This is a genomic window from Shinella yambaruensis (genome assembly GCF_022899355.1).
Lineage (GTDB): Bacteria > Pseudomonadota > Alphaproteobacteria > Rhizobiales > Rhizobiaceae > Shinella > Shinella yambaruensis.
In genome coordinates this window covers 94,372-112,460 of record NZ_JALJCK010000005.1, presented here as the reverse complement: position 1 = coordinate 112,460, position 18,089 = coordinate 94,372, and the positions used below count along the sequence as shown (strand labels likewise).

At 65.3% G+C, this 18,089-nt stretch carries 20 protein-coding genes and 1 pseudogene; 10 read left to right on the top strand and 11 right to left on the bottom strand.

The genetic code is table 11. The features are described from left to right. Nucleotides 1-89 precede the first annotated feature (89 nt). The 3 genes from MUU56_RS13075 to MUU56_RS13065 all read left to right on the top strand — a co-directional run bounded on the left by MUU56_RS13075 (nt 90) and on the right by MUU56_RS13065 (nt 888). Nucleotides 90-320, top strand: coding sequence for a hypothetical protein (locus MUU56_RS13075; RefSeq protein WP_244767737.1), 231 nt, complete (start codon nt 90-92; stop codon nt 318-320). Nucleotides 321-390: 70 nt separating this feature from the next. After that, a complete protein-coding gene (locus MUU56_RS13070) occupies nt 391-684 on the top strand; it encodes a hypothetical protein (protein WP_244767736.1) in 294 nt (97 codons plus the stop codon). Between the two features lie 27 nt (nt 685-711). After that, nucleotides 712-888, top strand: a complete 177-nt coding sequence (locus MUU56_RS13065; RefSeq protein ID WP_244767735.1) for a hypothetical protein — start codon at nt 712-714, stop codon at nt 886-888. 3 nt (nt 889-891) lie between these two features. Here MUU56_RS13065 and MUU56_RS13060 read toward each other — a convergent pair whose 3' ends face one another. From MUU56_RS13060 to MUU56_RS13035, 6 genes are read right to left on the bottom strand one after another with little or no spacing between them, the layout of a single operon-like run. Next, nucleotides 892-1,941, bottom strand: a complete 1,050-nt coding sequence (locus tag MUU56_RS13060; protein ID WP_244767734.1) for a c-type cytochrome — start codon at nt 1,939-1,941, stop codon at nt 892-894. Beyond that, entirely contained in the window at nt 1,935-2,564 is a 630-nt protein-coding gene (locus MUU56_RS13055; RefSeq protein WP_244767733.1) for a cytochrome c oxidase assembly protein, read from the bottom strand. The genes MUU56_RS13060 and MUU56_RS13055 overlap by 7 nt, the downstream gene beginning before the upstream one ends. Continuing rightward, nucleotides 2,561-2,941 (bottom strand): hypothetical protein, encoded by a 381-nt coding sequence (locus tag MUU56_RS13050; protein WP_244767732.1) that lies wholly within the window; start codon nt 2,939-2,941, stop codon nt 2,561-2,563. The genes MUU56_RS13055 and MUU56_RS13050 overlap by 4 nt, the downstream gene beginning before the upstream one ends. Before the next feature lie 3 nt (nt 2,942-2,944). Continuing rightward, entirely contained in the window at nt 2,945-5,464 is a 2,520-nt protein-coding gene (ctaD, locus tag MUU56_RS13045) for a cytochrome c oxidase subunit I (protein ID WP_244767731.1), read from the bottom strand. Beyond that, nucleotides 5,461-6,498, bottom strand: coding sequence for a cytochrome c oxidase subunit II (gene coxB, locus MUU56_RS13040; RefSeq protein WP_244767730.1), 1,038 nt, complete (start codon nt 6,496-6,498; stop codon nt 5,461-5,463). The genes ctaD and coxB overlap by 4 nt, the downstream gene beginning before the upstream one ends. A 3-nt stretch (nt 6,499-6,501) precedes the next feature. After that, nucleotides 6,502-6,756 (bottom strand): DUF982 domain-containing protein, encoded by a 255-nt coding sequence (locus MUU56_RS13035; RefSeq protein ID WP_244767729.1) that lies wholly within the window; start codon nt 6,754-6,756, stop codon nt 6,502-6,504. Nucleotides 6,757-6,887: 131 nt separating this feature from the next. On the opposite strand from MUU56_RS13035, the gene MUU56_RS13030 reads away from it, so the two are divergent. The 5 genes from MUU56_RS13030 to MUU56_RS13010 all read left to right on the top strand — a co-directional run bounded on the left by MUU56_RS13030 (nt 6,888) and on the right by MUU56_RS13010 (nt 10,594). After that, nucleotides 6,888-7,628, top strand: coding sequence for a sulfite exporter TauE/SafE family protein (locus tag MUU56_RS13030; protein WP_244768100.1), 741 nt, complete (start codon nt 6,888-6,890; stop codon nt 7,626-7,628). 127 nt (nt 7,629-7,755) lie between these two features. Beyond that, on the top strand, nt 7,756-8,073 hold the full coding sequence (locus MUU56_RS13025; protein ID WP_244767728.1) for a PepSY domain-containing protein: 318 nt from the start codon (nt 7,756-7,758) through the stop codon (nt 8,071-8,073). A 22-nt stretch (nt 8,074-8,095) separates the two neighbouring features. Beyond that, nucleotides 8,096-8,692, top strand: coding sequence for a general stress protein (locus MUU56_RS13020; protein WP_244767727.1), 597 nt, complete (start codon nt 8,096-8,098; stop codon nt 8,690-8,692). Nucleotides 8,693-8,904: 212 nt separating this feature from the next. Beyond that, nucleotides 8,905-9,621, top strand: coding sequence for a Crp/Fnr family transcriptional regulator (locus MUU56_RS13015; protein ID WP_244767726.1), 717 nt, complete (start codon nt 8,905-8,907; stop codon nt 9,619-9,621). 52 nt (nt 9,622-9,673) lie between these two features. Further along, nucleotides 9,674-10,594, top strand: a complete 921-nt coding sequence (locus tag MUU56_RS13010) for a LysR family transcriptional regulator (protein WP_244767725.1) — start codon at nt 9,674-9,676, stop codon at nt 10,592-10,594. A 204-nt stretch (nt 10,595-10,798) separates the two neighbouring features. Here MUU56_RS13010 and MUU56_RS13005 read toward each other — a convergent pair whose 3' ends face one another. Next, nucleotides 10,799-11,701, bottom strand: coding sequence for a LysR family transcriptional regulator (locus MUU56_RS13005; protein WP_244767724.1), 903 nt, complete (start codon nt 11,699-11,701; stop codon nt 10,799-10,801). Between the two features lie 98 nt (nt 11,702-11,799). Here MUU56_RS13005 and MUU56_RS13000 point away from each other — a divergent pair, with 98 nt between their 5' ends. Beyond that, nucleotides 11,800-12,723 carry an alpha/beta hydrolase gene (locus MUU56_RS13000; RefSeq protein WP_244767723.1) on the top strand — a complete coding sequence of 308 codons (924 nt, stop codon included), beginning with the start codon at nt 11,800-11,802 and terminating at the stop codon, nt 12,721-12,723. 260 nt (nt 12,724-12,983) lie between these two features. Continuing rightward, nucleotides 12,984-13,229 (top strand): annotated as a pseudogene (locus MUU56_RS12995) (multidrug ABC transporter ATP-binding protein); the annotation flags it as partial. A gap of 173 nt (nt 13,230-13,402) precedes the next feature. Here MUU56_RS12995 and MUU56_RS12990 read toward each other — a convergent pair. Genes MUU56_RS12990 through MUU56_RS12975 form a run of 4 tightly spaced genes read right to left on the bottom strand, consistent with a single transcriptional unit; the run spans nt 13,403 to nt 18,088 of the window. Beyond that, nucleotides 13,403-14,806 (bottom strand): ABC transporter ATP-binding protein, encoded by a 1,404-nt coding sequence (locus MUU56_RS12990; RefSeq protein ID WP_244767722.1) that lies wholly within the window; start codon nt 14,804-14,806, stop codon nt 13,403-13,405. Next, the gene (locus MUU56_RS12985; protein WP_244767721.1) at nt 14,803-15,591 is read right to left on the bottom strand and encodes an ABC transporter permease; all 789 of its coding nucleotides are present in this window, start codon (nt 15,589-15,591) and stop codon (nt 14,803-14,805) included. The genes MUU56_RS12990 and MUU56_RS12985 overlap by 4 nt, the downstream gene beginning before the upstream one ends. Then, nucleotides 15,578-16,552 carry an ABC transporter permease gene (locus MUU56_RS12980; RefSeq protein WP_244767720.1) on the bottom strand — a complete coding sequence of 325 codons (975 nt, stop codon included), beginning with the start codon at nt 16,550-16,552 and terminating at the stop codon, nt 15,578-15,580. The genes MUU56_RS12985 and MUU56_RS12980 overlap by 14 nt, the downstream gene beginning before the upstream one ends. A 3-nt stretch (nt 16,553-16,555) precedes the next feature. Beyond that, nucleotides 16,556-18,088: an ABC transporter substrate-binding protein gene (locus tag MUU56_RS12975; RefSeq protein ID WP_244767719.1), complete on the bottom strand. Its 1,533-nt coding sequence runs from the start codon at nt 18,086-18,088 to the stop codon at nt 16,556-16,558. Nucleotide 18,089 lies beyond the last annotated feature (1 nt).

Sequence of the window (18,089 nt, the reverse complement as noted above, 5' to 3'; positions counted from 1 at the left end):
CTTCTTCGTACGATATCGTACCGCATTCCCGCTTTGAATCCCGCAAGGACGGTCCTAGAATCCACGGCTGTCACGGAGAGGAGGCGGGCGTGGGCAGCTACACTTCCAAGGGAACGTTCGAGCCGGAAGAATTGGGCGCGTTGAAGTCGGTCTTCGACGAATTGACCTCGCAGCCCTGGTTCGATGCCTCGCAGGAGGCCAGGGAGAGCTTCGCCAGATATCTCTTCGAGACGTTTCCCGCCGTCACCTTCGATCCCGTCAGGCACCGCTCGATCATCGAAGCGTCCGCCCGCATGTTCTACACCAGGGACGACATATAGCCCGCGGGCTGAAACCATCGCTCTCCTTCTGCGTTGCAAACCTGATCCCCGAAGAAGAGGAGAAGGTGCCATGTCCGATGACAGCACGAAGACCATGTGGGCGATATTCGCGACCCGGGAGACCGCCGACCGGGCCGTCGAACATCTCGTGCAGCAATGCGGGATTGACCGTGCCGATGTCTTCATCGAGCCGGACACGCACGCCAACACGGCCGGCGTGGAAGCCTCCGGTGGCGATACCGTGCGCGCCGATGCGCCGCTTCATGGTGAGATCCGCGTCTCGGTCGATATTGCGCGCACCGATCTGCTCAAGGCCGAGCAGGCCTTTCGCCAGGCCGGTGCACGCAGCGTGATGGCGCAATAGACCGGTCAAACCTGCAAGGAGGCCACGATGGCTATCATTCCGAACGAACCCAATCCCGGCCCCAACCCGGTGCCCGACCTTCCGCCGATCGGCGAGCCGACGCCGCCGATCAAGGAGCCGGAGCCCGACCGCCTGCCGGACGAGGAGCCCAATCCGAACCCGGACGAGAACGACGATCCGGCCAAGCAGGTCGGCCGGCGGTAGGCCTCAATCCGCCGGTTTCCGTCCGGCGAAATAGGCGGCGAGAGGGGCCATGTCCTCCGCTTCGAGGTTGGCGACGGCTTTCGCCATCACGTCCCTGAACGGACCGCCGCCGCGGCCCTTCCCGGTAAAGAGCTTCAGCTGGCTTTCGAGATAGGCCGCCGGCTGGCCCGAAAGGCGCGGAAAGGCGGGATTGGCCCCGGCCTTGTCGTGGCATGACAGGCAGGCGGGAATGCGCCGGGCCGGATCGCCGTTCAGGGCGATCGTCTCGCCGCGCGCCGCGTCCTCCCCGGATGTCGATTGGCGCAGGCGTGCGGGCTGGGCGGCAAAATGGCGGGCGAGCGTCCGGCGTTCCTCATCGTCCAATCTCTCCGTCGCGACGGCCATGATGCCGCTCGCCCGCTTTCCCTCCGCATAGGCGAGAAGAGCCTGTTCGAGATAGGTGGCGGACTGGCCGGAAAGGTCCGGAATGAGGCTTTGCGCATCGAGCCGTTCCGGTGCGTGGCAGCCGTTGCAGGTCCCGATGGCGTCCCCGGTTCCTGCCGGGCGCGTTTCGGCAAGGCCGGCAAGGCTGCGATAGGCCTCGGCATCGAGCGCCGGATAGCGGCGCAGGAAGGCGACCATGGCCCAGGCTTCGTCCTCGCGCCCCGCGGCCGGCCAGGCCGGCATGCCGGTGAAGCGCACGCCGTGCTGCACGATCTGGAAGAGTTCGGCATCGCTCCAGCCGGCGATCTTGTCCTTGAGATCCGGCGGGGCGGGCAGCATGTTGCGGACGCTGTCCGGCCGTGGCCGCGCCGGCGAGCCGTGACAGATGGCGCAGCCCCCCTCGAAATGGCCCGCCGCCATCGGCAGCATGCCCTCGGTGAAGGCTGGGACCGGCGTTCCTATCGCCGCAGTCCTGACCGAGGATCGCATCACCCAGTGCAGGAACCAGTCGGTCGCCTTCCAGTGGCCCGTGCTCGCGCCGACGCCGATGATGCCGGACCAGGCGATAAGGAACGCGCCGAGCGCGCCGGCCAGCACGAGGCCGAGGATATGCCTCCAGCCGATCAGCATGGCGGCCTGTTCGCCGGAAGCGCCTCGTCCTCCCGCAGGACGCCGGCAAGAAGCAGGATGCCGCCGAGGAGATAGGCGAGCGCCCCGACCATCAGCATGACGACCCCGCCGAGCTGCTGGTCGGCGGCGGCCGAGAGGGGGATGCCGAAACAGGTGACGTCGCCGCCGCCATAGAGCGGGCGCGGGGCGAGCGCCAGCAGCACGCCGAGCAGGGTCATGTGCATGGAGGTGAACAATAGCCCGGCCGCGCCGGCGAGACGGCCGTCCTTCGGCCGGAAGCAGGCGTGCCAGAGCAGGACGCCGGCAACCAGGAAGCTTGCCTGTTCGACAAGCGACAGGGCGAGGCTTCCATCCGCGATCCTCCGCAGGGCAGGCAGATGCCAGAACCAGACGACGACGAGCTCGACGAGCGAGGCGAGCATCGGGCTTGCGCGGATCACGCCCGGCAGCGGATCGAGCCGCGTGTCGCGCAAGCCATAGGCGACGAGCGGCGCGGCAACCGCGACGATGCCCATATGGATGATCATATGGGCCGTGAACGAGCCGCTGCCGAAGCTGGCGAGGAGCATTGCGCCGAGCGCGGCGAGAAGGGCGAGGCCGAGGAGGCGCGCGAGGCTCTTCATGGCTGGCACGCCCCGATGAAGACCAGCGGCATGGCGACGAAGAGCACAGCCACGAAGCTGAGGCCGGAGAGGAGCAGCGTCGCGAACCCCTGGAAGAGCAGGCGGTCCTTGCGGGTCGGTTCGTCGTGCGGCGGATCGCCGGACCCGAAACCCCACTGCCGCCAGGCGAGCACGGCGGAAAGCACGATGCCGGCAAGCGCGGCGAGGGTGATCAGGCCGAGGGCGAGACGCATCGTGTCGAAGGAGAAGGGAACGGCGCCCGCCTTCGCGCAGGTGACGGCGGCGGTGATGTAGCAGGCGAGGAAATGCAGCGCCCAGATGGTCGGCGCCGTGAAGAGGGTCCAGAGGCTTTCGATTTCCTTGGGGATCAGCCGCATGGATCACCTCAATCCCGGAAAGAGGCCGAGGACGCCGAAGGACGTGACCGCCGTGATGACGAGGAAGTGCCAGTAGAGCACGACATTGACGAGGTCCATGTCGTGGCGCGCGTCCATCCGGCCGGTAAGGCTGCGCGCCAGGCAATAGAGCTGCATGACGATGCCGACGCCGCCATGCACCACGGTCCACAGGGCGACGACCCAGACGATGGCCGGATAGACATGGGCGGTCGGGTCCATGCCGGTGAGATAGGGCCCGGCAAGGCCGGCGCCACCTGCGGCAAGCGTCAAAAGGAGGGCGGCGAGGAGCGAAAGGCGCGTGGCGGCCGGCCGGTCGCCGTCGTTGAACCTGCGCGCCAGCAGCATGGCGAGCCAGGCCAGCGTGAAGAGGCCGGCGGCAAGGAGCGGCCAGAGCATGCCGGGCCCGGCATGGCCGCCCGTGAAATCGTCGTGGATGGTCCAGTAGAAGAAGTAGCCGAACATCAGGCTGGCATAGGCGGTGCCGTCGCCCGCCATGGTGATGAACATGGCCCACCAGCCGACCGATTGCGGTCCGGACGTATAGAGCGGCAGGCTCTTGCCGAGGCCGACGTCGCGCATCTCCTGCCTGGGGATCACGGCGGTGCCCGTCCAGAGCCAGGCGATGATGGCGGCAAGGGTCACCAGCGCGCAGACGATCGTCACGATCCACCAATGGAAGGTGAGCGCGATGAAGACGCCGCCGAGCGAGAAGGCGGCGAGGATGGTGAGGATCGAGGTGCCGCCGACGCGCAGGCACTGGATCGGCTCGGCGTCCAGCACCGAGGTGACGAGCGTCTCGCGCGCGCCGTCCTTCACGTCGGGCAGGTAAAAGCGGCCGGCCTTGATGTCCTCGATGAGGCCGGGCTGGTCCCAGATCGGATAGCGGCTCCTGATGATGGGGATGGAGCGCACGCCCCACTTTTCCTCCGGCTCGCTGATCCATTCCAGCGTGCCGGCGTTCCAGGGGTTCTCTTCCACCTTCGGCTGGCGGTGCTTGGGCCTCACGACGTCGATCACCACGATGGCGACGCCGGCGGCGAAGATGAAGGCGCCGATCGTGGAGACCAGGTTGAACCAGTCCCAGCCGATATCGGCCGGATAGGTGAAGACCCGCCGCGGCATGCCGCGCAGGCCGGAAAGATGCATCGGGAAGAAGGCGATGTTGAAGCCGGAAAACATCAGCCAGAAGGCGATCTTGCCGAGCCGGTCGGAGAGTTTTCGCGCGTCGAGCAGCGGATAATAATAGTAGATGCCGGCGACGACCGGGAAGAGCATGCCGCCGATCAGCACGTAGTGCAGGTGGGCGACGATGAAATAGGTGTCGTGCGCCTGCCAGTCGAAGGGCACGAGCGCCACCATGACGCCCGTCAGCCCGCCGATGATGAAGATCGCAAGCCCCCCTGCGCCGAACAGCATCGGCACGGAGAAGATGACGCGGCCGGCGAGCATGGTGGCGATGAAGACGAAGATCTGCACGCCGGTCGGGATCGCGACCGCCTCCGAGGCGGCGGAGAAGAAGGCGAGCGAGATCTGCGGCAGGCCCGTCGTGAACATGTGGTGCACCCACAGGCCGAAGCTCAGGAAGCCGGTGCCGACCGCGGCGAGCACGATCCACGAATAGCCGACGATGGGGCGTTGCGAGAAGGTCGGCACGATCATCGCCATCAGCGCGATGGCCGGCAGGAAGATGATATAGACCTCCGGATGGCCGAAGATCCAGAACAGGTGCTGCCAGAGCAGGGGATCGCCGCCGCGCGCCGTGTCGAAGAACGGCCAGTCGAACATCCGCTCCATCTCGAACAGGATGTCGCCGGCGATCAGCGGCGGGAAGGCGAAGAGGATCATGCCGGCGACGATGAGGAGATACCAGGCGAAGAGCGGCATCATGTTGATGCGCATGCCGGGCGCGCGGCACTTCATGATGCCGACGATCAGCTCCACCGCGGCGGCGATCGAGGCGACCTCGATGAAGGAGAGCCCGAGCAGCCAGATATCGGCGCCGATGCCGGAATATTCCTTGTCCGTTGCCAGCGGCGGATACATGAACCAGCCGGCATTCGGCGCCGCGCCGAAGAAGATCGAGCCGCAGACGAAGACGCCGCCGAGCGCGAAGCTCCAGAAGCCGAAGGCGGAGAGGCGGGGGAAGGGCAGTTCCCGCGCGCCGAGCATCGAGGGCAGGAGGAAGATCGCCACCGCCTCGAAGATCGGCACGGCGAAGAGGAACATCATCACCGTGCCGTGCAGGGTGAAGGCCTGGTTGAACGTGTCGGCGGAAAGGAAGTCGTTGTCGGGCACGGCGAGCTGCACGCGCACCAGGAGGGCGAGCACGCCGGCAAACAGCATGAAGAGGAAGGCGGCCGCGCCATACCAGAGGCCGATTTCGGTGTTGTTGACGGAGGTCCAGTAGCGCCAGCCGGAGGGCGTGCGCCAGACCGCGCGCAGTTCCGCCTCCTGCGCTTTGCGCTCCTGCGTCGAGAGCTCTGGTTCGGCCGCACCGGTCATTTGAGCCCCACGAGATAATCGGCCATGGCGGCGATGTCCCCGTCCGGCAGCATGTCGAAGGCCGGCATTTTCGCGCCGGGCTTGACTTTGTCCGGGTTGCGGATGAAGCGCGCGACGTTTTCGGCCGTATTGGCAAGCGTGCCGGCGCCGACCGTCTGGCGCTGCCCGAAGAAGGTGAGGTCCGGTCCGAGGCTCGCGGTCTCCGTCAGGCCGCGGATGCCATGACAGCCGGCGCAGCCGTGACCGGCGAAAAGCCGCTCGCCTTCGCTGCCCGTTGCGGGGTTCCCTCCCGCCTGCGCCCGGCGCCAGGCCGCATAGTCCTCCGGTTCCATCACGACGACGGAAAAGGCCATCAGCGTGTGGGAGGCGCCGCAGAACTCCGCGCAGGGCGCGCGAAAGACGCCGGCCCGTGTCGGCAGCAGCGAGAGCGTGTTGGTGCGGCCGGGGATCATGTCCATCTTTCCGCCCAGCGCCGGTATCCAGAAGGAATGGATGACGTCCTGCGCCTTGAGCGCGAAGACGGCACGCGCGCCGACGGGAAGGCGCAGTTCGTTGGCGGTCTCGAAGGCCGGCATGCCTTCGGCGGCGGGATAGCGGATGCGCCACCAGAACTGCTCGCCCGTCACCTCGATCGGCCGGGCCGCCGGCGCGGAATGCGCCAGCCAAGGCCGGATCGCCGGCATCAGCCAGACCGCATAGGCAAGCAGCGCCAGGAGCACGGCGACGGGAAAGGCGACCCCGCCCCAGGCGATCAGCCGCCCGGCGGTCTTCTCGCTCCAGGGGGCCTCGCGCCGCCGCGCCGCGTGAAGGAGAAGCCCGACGACGGCGAGCCAGATGAGCGCACCGCCGGCGACCATGACGAGGAACAGCGTATAGATCGCCGCCGCCTCGTCGCCCGCGGGATCGAGCGCCGACTGTATGCCGGAACAGCCGCTCAGCGGGATCAGCAGGAGAGGCAGGGCGCGTCGATGAATGGCGGTGCTCCGGGCGGTGGTTCCTGAGGGGCGATATGGCCCGCAAGGCCGGGCCGGCAAGGGTCAGTGCACGGTAATGGCGATGTTCGCATCGTGCGCCGCCGCCAGAAACGCATCCCGCACGTCCTCGTCGGTCACCTCGCCATCGAGCGCGTCCGCGCAAAGGCGAATGGCCTTGTAGAAAGCGGGTCCGTGCTGCTTCGGCCAGAAATCCATCAGATAGGCGGCGGCCTCGAGGGAGTTGCGCACCACCACGAACGCTTCGGCCTCCCGATTGGCCAGGACGACGGGCATCTGCCAGTTGTGAGCGCTTTCCATTTCGAAACCCCGCGCTGTTGATGTCCTTCTACAATCAGGAATGGCGAGAATTGTTCCGTCCGCCTCCCGGAACCAACGGGGCCGAGCGAACTTCTAGACGATCGCGTGAACAAGGCGGGAGCGGGATCGTGCTGGATTATCTCACTGCGGATTTGCTGCTTTTCGTCGTCATCGGCTTCCTGGCCCAGATCGTCGACGGCGCCCTTGGCCTTGCCTTCGGCGTGCTGACGACCACGAGCCTGCTTGCCGTCGGCGTGCCGCCGGCAACGGCAAGCGCCATGACCCATGTGACGGAATGCTTCACCACCGCCGCTTCCGGGCTTTCGCATGCCTATCATCGCAATGTCGACTGGCGGCTGGTGGCGCGGCTTGCGCCGGCCGGCATGGCGGGCGGGGCGATCGGCGCCTATCTCCTGTCGAACATCGACGGAAAGGTGATCGAGCCCTTCGTTTCGGCCTATCTCGTCGCCGTCGGCCTCTTCATCCTCTACAAGGCCTTCAACCCGTCCTGGCCGCGGGATGTGCGCGACTGGATCGTGCCCTATGTCGGCGGGCTCGGCGGCGTGCTCGATGCCATGGGCGGCGGCGGATGGGGGCCGATCGTGACGAGCAGCCTGCTCGGGCGCGGCCATAACCTCAGGAAGGTCATCGGCTCCACCAACCTCACCGAATTCGCCGTCACCATGGTCATCTCGGTCACCTTCATCCTGGCGCTCGGCTGGTCGGAGCTCTCCTCGGCGGTGGGCCTCATCATCGGCGGGGTGCTCGCCGCGCCCTTCGGCGCCCTCATCGTCAGCCGGCTGCCGGTCAAGCCGCTGATGATCGCGGTCGCGCTGGTCATCACGGGGACGGCCGCGGTGCGGGTGTTCTAGCCGCCTCTGCCGGCAGATGCGGCATCAGGACGCGCTTATTTTACGCCTCCCGCAAAATTAGCGAGGAACCAAACGCCGCGATCTCGGTTTGCTTCTTGCCTTCAACGGCTGACAACGAGGAAACATCATGAAAAAGCTATTGCTCGCCGCCGCGTTCGTCGGCGCATCGACCCTTGGCGCCTTCGCCCAGACCTCCACGACGCCCACCACCGATGGCGATACGCCGGCGGTCGCGACGCCGGACGACAAGAACGCCACCGCGCCGGTCGAAGGCGCGAACAGCTTCACCGAGGACCAGGCCAAGGAGCGCATCGCGGAAGCGGGCTATGCCGACGTCACCGGGCTCGCGCTCGACGACAAGGGCGTCTGGCGGGGCACCGCGATGAAGGACGGCAAGTCCGTCAGTGTCGCGCTCGACTACCAGGGCAACATCGTCGCCAACTGACGCCAACTGAGAGGATACTCCCATGAAGAAAACCGCAACCGGACTTTTTGACGACTATTCCGACGCGCGTGCCGCGGTCAGCGCCCTCGAAGCGCGGGGCATCCCCTCGGACGACATCAGCATCGTGTCGAACAATGTGGACGAGCGCCGGACCGGCGATACGAACGCCGCGGAGGGCGCGGGAGCAGGGGCCGGCATCGGCGCGGCCGTGGGCGGCGTCGGCGGCCTCCTGACCGGCCTCGGCATCATGGCCATTCCGGGCGTCGGGCCCGTGGTCGCCGCCGGCTGGCTTGCCGCCACGGCGGCCGGTGCCGCCGCCGGCGCGGTGGCCGGCGGCGCGGCGGGCGGCCTCATCGGCGCGATGACGGAATCCGGCGTGCCGGAAGAGCATGCCCATGTCTATGCCGAAGGCGTGCGCCGCGGCGGCACGCTGGTTACCGCCCGCGTCGAGGAAAGCCTCTATCCGGAGGCCGAGGCGATCCTGCGCCAGTCGAACTGGGTCGATCCGGCCGAGCGGCGCGCGGCCTATGCCGAGCAGGGCTGGACGCGCTTCGACGAGACGCTCGATCCCTACGGTCCCGCCGAAATCGAGCAGGAGCGCCTGCGCTACCGGCGCTGATCGCTTGGCAGCCGTATTTTTCGGTTCGTGATGCAGCGGCCGGCCCGGACCTCCGGGCCGGCCGCTTTGCATCCGTCGCCGCGCGTGCGGCGCGCCGTCCCGCTCTTGCGACTTGGACAGGATGGCGTAAGCTCGACGGCGCACCGTCATCTCCCCGAATTGCCGGCGCCAGGCGCTGACAGGCGCGCCGGCCCGAAACAGGAGGCGTGGACATGGCCGCCCCGTTGCGCTCTGCACCCCCCAACAACCTCCTGCAGCTCCTGCCGGATGTCGACTTCCAGATGCTGGCGCCCGACCTGAAGCACGAGGTCCTTCCCAAGGGCACGTCCCTTGCGCATCGGGACCGGCCGATCGACGCGGTGTATTTCCTGACCGACGGCATCGGGTCCGTCGTGATCACGACGCCGCAGGGCCGGCGCGCGGAAGCAGGCATCTTCGGCTTCGACGGCTACATCCCGACCTCCGCGGTGACGGGCGCCCGGGTCAGCTCCTATGACGTGACGGTCCAGCTCGACGCCGAGGGTTACAGCATGGGCTTCGACGATTTTCGCCGCTGGATGGACCAGAGCAAGCCCTTCGTCCGGATCATGAACCGCTCGATGGAGAGCTTTGCCGTGCAACTGGCCCACACGGCCGTGTCCAATGCGGTCCACGAGGTCAACGAGCGGCTCGCCCGCTGGCTTCTCATGTGCCACGACCGCTCGCGCAGCGACGAGATGGCGCTGACGCACGAACTCCTGTCGGTGCTCCTGGGCGTCAGGCGGCCGAGCGTGACGACCGCGCTGCATGTCCTGGAAGGCGAGGGCTTCATCCGCTCGCTGCGCGGCAGCGTCGTCATCCGCGACCGTCCCGCCCTGGAGGAGTTCGCCCACGACGCCTATGGCAGGCCGGAAGCAGAATACCGGCGCCTGATGAGCGGCCTTTCCTGAGGCATCCTGAACGGGGCCATTTTCGGGCCGGCTGGCCGGTCGAAAAGCGGAGGTGGTTATCGACGGCTTCGAGCTGGTCACGCGGGGGGAGTTGGTCACGCGGGGCGCGCTCTCGCAGCACCTCAAGGCGCTGGAACAGCAGCTGAGCGTCCGGCTCATCAACCGCACGACGCGCAACATGTCGCTGACGGAGGAGGGGCAACGCCTGCTGGACGTCCTGCAGCCCGCGCTCGTGGCCATAGAGAGGGCGGTATCGGAACTGGGGGAGGCGCATAAGGAACCGTCGGGCTCGATCCGCATGACCGTCCCGCGCCCCGTCAACCGGCTCCTGATCGAGCCGTACATGAGCGAATTTCTGGCGCGCTATCCGAAGCTGCGGCTGGAGATCGTATCGGACGACGGCTTTTCGAACATCGTGGCCGACGGCATGGATGCCGGCATCCGGCTGGGCGAAAGCCTGGACGAGCATATGGTGGCGGTGCCCGTCACGCCGCCGATCGAGGAGGCCGTCGTCGGATCGCCGGCCTACTTTGAAAAGTACGGCGTGCCCGAAACCCCGAACGACCTCTTGCGGCACAATTGTCTCGCCTTCCGTTTCACCTCCAGCGGCACGATCGATCGCTGGTCGTTCACGTCACCGGATGCCGAGGAGCGGACGATAGAGTTCGAGCCGAAAGGCAACGCCGTGTTCAACGACGACGAGGCCATGCTGAACGCCGCCATGCAGGGCGTGGGACTGATCAAGCATCTGGACCTTTGCGTCCGGCAACATCTGGCCAACGGGCGGCTGGTGCGCGTGCTGGCGCCCTGGTGCCGGCCGTTTCCGGGCTTCTATCTCTATGTGCCGTCGCGCAACCAGATGCCGGCCAAGACCCGGGCGCTGATCGATTTCCTGGTCGAGCGGCGCAAACACCTGGTCGCGGAGTCCCGCAAAGCCATTCCGGCAATCGCCCCGGCCGGCGAGAGCACATAGAGGGACACGGATATCCGTCACCTGACGAAGGTCGTACTGCAACCGTATGATCCGGACGTATGGAGGGACTGCTTCCTTGCCTCACCCCCCAAGGAGCGGCCAGTCCCTTTCGGCCCAATCCCGGAACTGGTTGAACGGACGCTACGTCGTGGTTTGCACGCGTTCGGCCGTGGCCAATGCCCTATCGATGCACGGCTATCGAGGCTATGCCTTCTTTGTGTTGTATCGCAGTGCATCGATCAGCGCAGCCAGTGCCGGTGGATGCTGACGCCGATTGGGGTAGTAGAGGTGGTAGCCCTCGAAGGTCTTGCGCCAGTCGGCCAGCACCTCGACAAGCGCCCCGCCCGCGATGTGCCCGGCCACAAAATCGAGCGGCAGATAGGCGAGGCCGAAGCCGGCGAGGCAGGCCTGGCGCACCTGCACGACGCTGGTGAAGACCAGCCTGCCTTGCGTGGTGACGCGCAGGTCCTTGCCGCCCTTGCTGAAGGTCCAGGCGAAGAACTCGCCATGGGTGGGCAGGCGAAGGTTGATGCAATCGTGGTTGGACAGATCCTGCGGCCGTTTCGGTTTCTTCCGCTGCGAAAAGCAGGACGGTGCGCCCACGACGACCATCGGGATATCCGGCCCGATGCTGAGCGCGATCATGTCCTTCGACACGAGCTTTCCGCGGCGCACGCCCGCATCGAAGCGCTCGCGGACGACATCGGTGCGACCGTAGTCCGTCACCAGCTCGATGTTGACCTCCGGATAGAGGGCGAGGAACCGTTCCAGCGCCGGCCATAGCAGGCTGAGGATCGCATATTCGTCGGCCGACAGGCGGATCGTGCCGGAAGGGCGCTCGCGCAACGAGCCGAGCTGGGCGAAGCCGCGGTCGATCTGCTCCAGAGCGGGCGCCACCTCCGACAGGAGCCTCTCCCCCGCCTCCGTCGGCGAGACGTTGCGCGTCGTGCGATTGAGAAGGCGGATCCCCACCCGCTCCTCCAGATTGCGCACGGTCTGGCTGAGCGCGGACTGCGAAACGCCGAGCCGCGCCGCCGCGCGCGTAAAACTGCCTTCCTCCGCGACGGTGACGAAGGCGTTCAGATCACGAAGGTTCTCGTTCGACATTCATAAGCCTGGCTAATCACGGCATCCCGATTGCACTGTCTAATCGAAAACAGGAAGGCGCGCTATCTTCGGGGCATCGAATGGAAAGGAGACCGAACATGAAATCCGTGACCTTCAAGAACAAGACCTGGGACGTCGCCGCCAACCTGCACCTGCCGGCCGGCTTCGACGAGGCGAAAAAATATCCGGCCATCGTGGTCGCACACCCGATCAGCTCCTGCAAGGAGCAGACGGCCGCGATCTACGCCGCAAAGCTCGCCGAACTCGGCTATGTCTGCCTTGCCTTCGACGCCTCCACGCAGGGCGCCAGCGGCGGTCCCGGCCGCTATCTGGAAGACCCGGCGACCCGCGTCGAGGATTTCCGCTGCGCGGCCGATTACCTCGTGACGCTGCCCTATGTCGACGAGAACCGCATCGGCGTGCTCGGCATCTGCGGCGGCGGCGGTTATGCGGTGAACGCGGCGATGACCGAGCGCCGCTTCAAGGCGGTCGGCACCATCGTCGGGGCCAATTACGGCCGGCTGTGCCGGGAGGGGGACCTCTCCGCCGATGCGGCGATCAAGGCGCTGGAAGGCATCGGCGCGCAGCGCACGGCCGAGGCCCGCGGCGCGGAGACCGCGATCGCCACCTATATCCCGCAGTCGAAGGCCCAGCTCGACTCCTATGGCATCACGGATGTCGATGTGGTCGAGGCGGTGGACTACTACACGACGCCGCGCGGCCAGCAGCCGGGATCACCCAACAAGCTGAACGTCGCCAGCACCGGCGCCGGCTTCACCTTCGATGCCTTCCATCTGGCGGAGAAGCTGCTGACCCAGCCGCTGCAGATCGTCGTTGGTGGCGGGCAGGCGGGCGCCTTCGGCTCTTATCGCGACGGGTTCGAGCTGTTCAACAAGGCGGCCTCGAAGGTGAAGAACATCCACGTCGTGCCCGACGCCACGCACTACGACCTCTACGACAAGCCCGAATGCGTCGAGCAGGCCGTCGACAGGCTCAAGGCGTTCTACGCCGAGAACCTCTGACCGTCAGCCGCCGACAGGGAGGTTCGCCGTACTGCCAAGCGACAGGAACGTCCCCGCGCGAGTTCTTCAAGGCAGGCCGTTTGAACAAGAAAGGCCCTCTTCGGAGGGCCTTTTCGATTCAACCGCCACGCATCCCGCAAGGGGTTTCTGCCAGTTTTCGCGCGGGGAGATTTCTGCCAGCCCTCGGGATGGCTGTAAACCATTGTCTTAAAAGGATTTTCGCTGGTTGGAGTGGAGTGGTTCGAACACTCGACCCCCACGTCCTCGACGAGGCGACCTCGGCGCTCGATACGCAGACGGAGCGGGCGATCCAGCAGTCGCTCGCCGAGCTCTCGGCCGGCCGCACCACGCTGGTCATCGCCCATCGCCTGGCCACCATCGCGAACGCCGACCGCATCCTCGTCGTCGACGACGGCCGCATCGTCGAGAGCGGCAGCCATGCCGAGCTGATCGCCCGCAAGAACGGCCGGTATCGGAGTTTACACCTGGCGCAGGCGGCCGCTTAGGGCGGATTCTCCCTGCTTAGACTTTGATGAGGCTGGCCCGATTTGATCTCGGAAAAGCGAAACACCAGCAGATGAATTGGCGGAGAGCTTGGTTCGTATCCCATCAAGAGCGAATAGCGTGTCCGGTGATGAACGTCCCGCATGATCAGAGGGCAGGCCGCATTTCGCGAGTTTTACTGGAGATCAATGACGTCGTGAGCAACCGCCCGGACCAATCGTTTATCGTGGCTTGTAAGAACAAGGCTCATATCCTGCTCGTCAACCAGGGTTCGCAGAAGCTCTGTCACTTCGCGCTGCACCAGTGGATCAAGCCGCGATGTCGGTTCATCGGCGACCAGGCAATACGGTTTGAACAGGAGGATGCGAGCGATTGCGATGCGTTGCAGTTCTCCACCGGAAACCTCGTCCGGTCGCCGTTCGAGAAGCGATGGTTGAACCGCCAACCGATCGAGAAGGGGTGGCAGGTCGCGTGCCAGGCATCCGAACGGTAGCACAGGTTTGAGGTCCTCAAGCTGACGTCTCAACACACGCCCCGGCATGAACGCCGAAGCTGGATCCTGATGTAACTTCTGAAAACGCGCGCGTAAGGCAGGTCGACGGACACGGTGCGGATCAGTGCCGTCGCACCATCGCACCGTGCCTGCGTGCGGTCGCGCGAGGCCGAGGAGCACATTGCCCAACATCGTTTTGCCGCAACCGCTCGGACCCGTTATGGCTGTGATGCTCCCCCGGAGGAGCGTCAGACTTAAGTCCTGGAATAATCTGCGATCACCGACCGCATAGGTGAGCTTTTGGGCGTGGAGCACCGGCTCGGCGATGCGTTGCGCCGTGCGTCGGGGCCACCGATCGGGATCTGCATCAAGCCACGCCCGGGTATAGGCGTGGCGCGGTGCCAGTATCACCTCTTCCACAGGCCCCTGTTCCAACATCCGGCCGGCGCGCATCACACCTATATGGCCGCCAAGGCCACGCGCGACGCGTATGTCGTGTGTGATTGCCAACACCGCCCGGCCATGGTCGAGGAGTTGTCGGATGCGTGAGACAGTCTCTTCGACCCGATCATCATCCAGGCCTTTGGTCGGCTCGTCGGCGATGACGACAGGCGCCTGCGTCGTCAATGCCCCGGCAACCAGAACACGTTGAGCCATGCCGCCCGACAACATGAACGGATACTGCCGCCCAACCGAGGCACGGAGGCTCAGGCTCGTCATCGCCTGATGCGCATGTGCCTGTTTTGCCAAACCAGTGATCTGCGGCAGCACGCGCATTGTCGGATCGAGTGCTGCTCGCGGTTCTTGCGGCACAAGCGCCAGGTGGTTTGCCCAATACTGTCGCAAAGCCGCCCGATCCGATAGTTCGACGGTACGTCCATCGAACTCGATGCGTCCTTGCACGCTCAGTCCCTCCGGGACCAGGCCGAGCACCGCCTGCGCGACGAGGCTCTTGCCGCTACCTGTTTCGCCTATCAGAACAACGGCGCCTGCCTGCGGAATTGCGAAGCTGACGGCTTCGACCAGCAGCGTGCCTTTTTGATCCCGTACCGAGAGATCACAAACTCGTAATATCGCCCGCATCATATTGCCTCGGCCAGTCGTCGCCCGGCGATCATGCAGGTGAGCACGGTCACGAACAGCGCGACACAGGGGGCTGCGATCTGTACTGGCGCGACGTCCATATAGGGCAGGAGCTCCGTGATCATCGCGCCCCATTCCGGCGTGGGCGGTTGCAACCCAAGTCCCAGGAAGCCCAGTGAAGAGATCGTCAAGACCGCGCCACCGACGCCCAGCGCCGCAAGTGACGCTGTATGGATCAGAACCCGCGGCATGACCTGTCGCAAGAGGATCCGCCATCCTGCGAGACCAGCCAGACGCGACGCCTCGACATGCGCCTCGGTCATGGCGGCGGCTGCGACACTCCGCGTCATCCTGGCGAACTGGGGCCACTGCCCCAGCGCAATACCGACGAGAACCGGCAGCATTCCGCCACCCATCAGCCCTGCCAGTACCATTGCGAGAAGTAGTCCAGGGAACGCAAGCGCGAGGTCGGTGAGGCGCATCATCGCTGCATCGACAAGGCGGTTGGAGACCGCGGCGGCTAGCCCGACCAAGGTCCCGATGGTCACCGCCGCTGCCATCGCTGACGTCGCGATGCCGATAGAGCGGGGTAGTGCATGGAAGAGGCGAGCGAACACGTCGCGACCCAGATGGTCGGTTCCGAGCGGAAACAGCATGGATGGCGGCGCGAGGGCAACCGCGAGGTCCTGATGGAGAGGATCGCGGCCGATGATCACGGCGATCGTAACAATCGTCACCGCCGTAGCCGCCCCGATCGTCCAAAGAAGGCGCTGATCAACGGCTGCCATGGCCCTCATCCACAAGCCGGGGATCCATCCACATGCAAATGAGGTCAGCGGCAAGGCTGATTGCCGCGAAGGTGGTGCCGATCAGAAGCGCACAACCCATGACGACTGGGACATCGCGTGCAAGCAGCGCCGATACCATCGCGTTCCCGATCCCCGGAAAATTGAACAAGGTCTCCACGACAAAAAAGCCGTCCATGAGATAGGCAAACTGAAGCGCCGCGAAGGTGACGATCGGAACGCTCGCGTTTCGCAGGCCATGCCGTATGAAGGCTTTGGCTTTGCCAAACCCTCTCACATGAGCATAGGTCATGTAGGCTGAGGCCTGCACTTCAGCGACAGCATCGCGTATGACCCGCATAGACGGCGCCATCAGCCCCAGGGCCAGCGTGATGGCTGGAAGGACGAGATGCTCAGGTCGTCGATACCCTGCTGGCGGAAGCAGGTTGAGTGCGAGTACGAAGATCGAGATGAGTGCGATCCCGATCAGGAAGGTCGGCAACGATGAAAAGGCCGCCGCGGCGAATGCCGTTGCCCGATCGATCGCGCCATCGGGCTTGAGACCGGCCGCGATACCAAGCGGCAAAGCCAATGCATAGGAGAGCAGCCAGGCGATAACTGCGAGCCGCAGGGTGTATCCGCCAGCCTGCCGAAGTTCCTCGGCCACGGGCCGGCCGGAAACGAAGGAGCGCCCGATATCACCGGTGGCGACCGCCTTCAGCCAGTCGAAATACTGCACGAGGAGAGGGCGAGACAGCATCTCGGCGTCGCGGATCTGCTCGACCGCCGCTGGAGACATATTTTCCGTTCCCAACTGGCCGACGGCGATCCTCAGCGCCATGTCGCCGGGAATGGCGTGAAGAAGCGCAAAGCAGATCGTCGCGAGGATCAACGCGACCGAGAGAGCCTCAAGAACCCGGCGCAAAACAGCGCGCGGAACGGCGTGACGAACCGCGCGCTGCATGGATCAGTCCTTGAACGACAAATGATTGAGCGGTCGCGTCTGCATCACCGGGTCGGCAACAAAGCCTTCCAGCCGCTCCGAGACGGCGTATTTCTCATCGGTGAACGTGATCGGGATGACGGGAAGTTCGTTCTGCAGGATTTCAGCCATCTCGCGCTGAAGCGGCAGGCGAGCCTCCGGATCGGTCGTGAGATTGTATGCGGCAACGGCTGCCCGCATCTCCTCGCTCTTCCATCCGGTGGCTCCGGTCGCATCTGTGCTGGGTTCGTCGGTCGCAAAGTCGCTGGTGAGGCGCGCCACCGGATCCGGCACCTGGTAGATCATGGTGCGGATGCCTAGTCCCAACTCGAGCGTCCCATCGTTCTGTGCTTCCGGGATAAGGCTGGATTCCCCGACCTGGATGGAGAGGTCAAAGCCGATCGCCTTTAACTGGGCCTGGAGTGCCTCGGCAATCACGGGCAGGTATGCGCGTTGCGGGAATGTCCGCATCATGCCGGCGAAGCGCGTGCCATCCTTTTCACGGATCCCGTCTGCCCCCGGTTTCCAGCCGAGCTCGTCGAGGATACGGTTCGCCTCGGCGACGTTGAGCGTTTGCGGCTTGAAATCCTCAAAATGCCATCCCTTCATCGCGGGCGGGAAATACTGGTTCGCGGCAAGGTCCTCGTTGCCCATGATCGTCCGGGCGATTGCTTGTCTGTCGACGGCAAAGCTGAGCGCGCGGCGAATCTCGACATCGGCGAACTGCGGTTTTTTGACATTGACCAGCATCATGACGACCCGAGGCACCGGTGCACGGACGATGTGCGTCTCTCCGGAGCGGTCGATACGCGAGACGGCCGTCGTCGGGATTTCCAGCACCAGATCGCCTTCACCTGCCAGCGCGATGTTCACGCGGGTCTCAGGGTTCGGTATGCCATCCACGCGGACACGCTCGATTTTCGCGACGTCACCCCAATAGCTGTCATGCCGAACCAGATCGAGGCCCTGCGGGAGTTCCGCTTTTTCGATTCTGTACGGTCCTGTCGCCACGATAGCCGTGAGTTCTCCGCTTGAAGCGAACGACGAGGGCGCAAGAACCGGAACGGCGGGGTCCAGGAGGTAGGCAAGGAATGGCGCGAACGGTTGCTCAAGCGTGAATGTCACGGTCCCGTCACCGGCGCTGACATCCTTGACCTTGGCGTTCTTGATAAGGTTGCCGGTCGGAAGGAGCGCCTTGAAGGATGCCGCGACGGCCTCCGGCGTCATCGCGGTTCCGTCGTGGAAGGTGACGTTGGGGCGCAGGAAGAAAGTCCATTTCAGGCCATCGGCCGATGTCTCCCAGCGCTCGGCCAGCGCCGGCAGCACCGCCGCCTCCGGATTCGTCTGTACCAGCGTCTCCGTGACGCCGTTGGCGCGAAGCTGGAACCCCCCGGTCTGGGTATCGAGCCGTTGCAGCTGGAACGGCTCCACGACGCGAAGCTCCTCCTGCGCAAAGACGGAAAAGGGGGAGACGAGCATCGCCGTTACGAAAGCGGAAAACCAAAGATTGCGAGACATG